This window comes from Megasphaera sp. DJF_B143 (genome assembly GCF_900320625.1).
Taxonomy (GTDB): domain Bacteria; phylum Bacillota; class Negativicutes; order Veillonellales; family Megasphaeraceae; genus Megasphaera; species Megasphaera hexanoica.
Genome location: NZ_ONTA01000276.1, coordinates 1 through 2,868 on the forward strand (window position 1 = coordinate 1; position 2,868 = coordinate 2,868).

At 47.2% G+C, this 2,868-nt stretch carries 3 protein-coding genes; 2 read left to right on the plus strand and 1 reads right to left on the minus strand.

Going from position 1 to position 2,868, the window contains the following annotated elements; genetic code table 11:
* Nucleotides 1–779, minus strand: a 779-nt coding sequence (locus DBO31_RS08075) for an AbgT family transporter (RefSeq protein ID WP_200817500.1), incomplete at its 3' end; no start/stop codon positions are given.
* 469 nt (nucleotides 780–1,248) lie between these two features.
* Between DBO31_RS08075 and DBO31_RS08080 the strand changes: the two genes are divergently transcribed.
* Nucleotides 1,249–2,319 carry an ABC transporter ATP-binding protein gene (locus DBO31_RS08080; protein WP_113855572.1) on the plus strand — a complete coding sequence of 357 codons (1,071 nt, stop codon included), beginning with the start codon at nucleotides 1,249–1,251 and terminating at the stop codon, nucleotides 2,317–2,319.
* On the plus strand, nucleotides 2,312–2,868 hold a 557-nt coding region (locus DBO31_RS08085; RefSeq protein WP_150824891.1), incomplete at its 3' end, for an ABC transporter permease. The genes DBO31_RS08080 and DBO31_RS08085, both read left to right, overlap by 8 nt.

Here is a 2,868-nt window from a genome sequence, read left to right on the forward strand (position 1 = left end):
GTCATGGCACTTTCCGATACGTCGATGTCGGTGTCGAGAGGACAGGCTTTCCAGCACCATGGTTCTGTGATTTTTTCCGTAATCCACCAGCAGGAGCCGATGACGGCAAAGGTAGAGCCGACGGCATAGAAATAATTGCAGAGAACATTGACTTCATAGGTCGGATCGATAATCTGGGCGGCCATCTGGGTAAAGCCCTGGATGACGGGGTCGATGGCCGACGGCGTGTAGTTGGCCGCAAAGGCACCGGCGATACCGGCAAAAGATGCGGCGACGCCGGAAAGCGGGTGTTTGCCCGATGCATAGAAGAGATAGGCCGCAATAGGGATGATAATCATGTAGCCGCTATCCGGTGCCAGATGGCTGAGCATACCGACGACGATGACAATCGGCGTGAGCAGGAATTTCGGCGTTACCGTCAGGATTTTTTTGAGGCCCGTGTTGATATAGCCGGATCCGTCAGCGATGCCGATACCCAGAGTGGCTACGATAACCATGCCGAGGGGCGGGAAACCAGAGTAATTAGTGACCATCTTGGTCATGAGAGTGACCAGTGACGCCGGGCTGAGCATATTAGTGATGGCAATCTGCTTGCCTGTCGCCGGGTTGACATAATCGAACGTAAAGTACGAAAAAATCATGGAAACGATACAAGTGATGAAGAACGCGGCGATAAATAACATGGTGATATCAGGGATTTTATTACCGATTCGTTCAATCCAGCCGAGGAATCCTCCGACTTTCTGGGGCTGTACGGTTTCAGGGGTTGTGTTAGGCATAGGAATAAGCACTCCTTCTTGTATGTTGGATATCCATAGATGGGGTGCAGCTGCAGTGCTATATATATACGATCGTATTCAGCTTATTCAGTATACCATGTCCTATATAATAAGACAAATGCATGAAGTATAATTATGACAAGTATTATTTTTTAGAATATACTTTTTTATAAATAAATTTAAACGTATAACCTATAGCGTATTTGTTTTAGAAAGAAAATTTTACATGAAATTTACAAAATTTAAAACGTAAAAATGCGATAAAAATTATTTAACAATCGTAAGACTTTATGATCTATTTTTTATAAATAATAACTATAGAATAGCATAGAAAATAAAAATAAAAATCAAAAAATGGGGATGGAAATGAAAAAATGGCGGTTGCCCAACGTTCCCTTTCTTTGGTAGAATAATACAGTTAAGGTGAATGTATTATGCGGACCTGTGAGACGGGAGGAAACAATAGGAAATGAAAAAAGAATTGATTCATTTGCAGGGCGTATCAAAGTCCTTTGATGGTCATCTCGTACTGGACGGACTTGATCTGACGATTTATGAAAATGAATTCGTGACGCTGCTGGGTCCCAGTGGCTGCGGTAAAACGACGACATTGCGGCTTATTGCCGGGTTTGAAGAACCCGACACAGGTGTTGTCCTGTTTGATGGTCAGGATATTACCCACGTACCGCCCAATCGCCGCCAGGTGAATACAGTTTTTCAGAATTACGCACTTTTTTCGCATATGGACGTTTCCGGAAATATCGCGTTTGGCCCTAAAATTCATGGGAAATCCCGCGATTATATCAAGGACAAAATCCGGTATGCCCTGAAACTAGTCAATCTCGATGGCTATGAACATGCCAATATTGTCGATTTATCCGGTGGCCAGCAGCAGCGGGTTGCTATCGCCCGGGCCATCGTCAACGAACCGCGGGTACTTCTCTTGGACGAACCACTCAGTGCGCTGGACCGCAAATTGCGGCGCAGTATGCAGCTGGAGCTCATGAAAATAAAAAAGGAACTGGGCATTACCTTCGTCTTTGTTACCCACGACCAGGAAGAAGCCCTGAGTATGTCCGATACAGTCGTCGTCATGAATCAGGGCTATGTCCAGCAGATCGGTACGCCGGAAAGCGTCTACAATGAACCGGAAAATGCGTTCGTAGCCGATTTTATCGGAGACAGCAATATCGTCGATGGACTCATGGTCCACGATAAACTCGTGCGTATCCAGGGACTGGATTTTGATTGCGTCGATGTGGGATTTGGCAACAACCGCCCCGTCGATGTACAGATACGGCCGGAAGACATCGAACTTCATAAAGTCCGCGAAGGGGCACTCAACGGCACGGTGACCAAGGTCATCTTTGAAGGGATGAATTACAATATCACCGTCCGGGCCGGGGAAATCGAATGGCTGGTCAAATCGACGCGTGTCTATCACACAGGGGATGCGGTCAGTCTGTGGGTGGATCCCTTCAATATCCAGATTATGAATAAACCGGAATCGGAAGATGAAAGGGCGATGGAAAATGATTAAATCTGCGGCCATGCGCCATCTCTTTGCCCTGCCCTTTTTGCTTTGGGCAGCGCTGTTTATTTTCGTTCCCCTCGTATTTGTCGGCTGGTATGGCCTGACGGGCGGTGACGGGCAGTGGAGTCTTGCTAATGTGGGCGTCCTGCTGCAGTGGGAATATGCCAGGGCACTGGAATTATCTATTCTTCTGGCACTAGTGAGTACCTTGGTCTGTCTCCTCGTGTCGTACCCGCTATGTCTGATTCTGACGGAACGCCAACGCAGTCACGGTGCCCTCATTTTCCTCCTGTTTATCCTGCCCATGTGGATGAATTCTCTCCTGTCTACCATGGCCTGGCAGACGATCCTTGAGAAAAATGGCATTCTCAACCAGTTTCTGCGCTTGTTGTCCCTGCCGGATGTGACGCTCATTAATACGCCGGCAGCTATCGTCATCGGCATGATATACAATTTTCTGCCATATATGGTGCTGCCTTTGTATGTATCTCTCTCGAAAATCAATAAAAACGTCATCTTTGCAGCCCGGGATCTGGGGGCCAGCTCGTGGCAGAC

Bases quoted from the DNA above. Each gene is read 5' to 3' on its own strand.
- DBO31_RS08080 (WP_113855572.1), top strand. From the start codon at position 1,249: ATGAAAAAAGAATTGATTCATTTGCAGGGCGTATCAAAGTCCTTTGAT.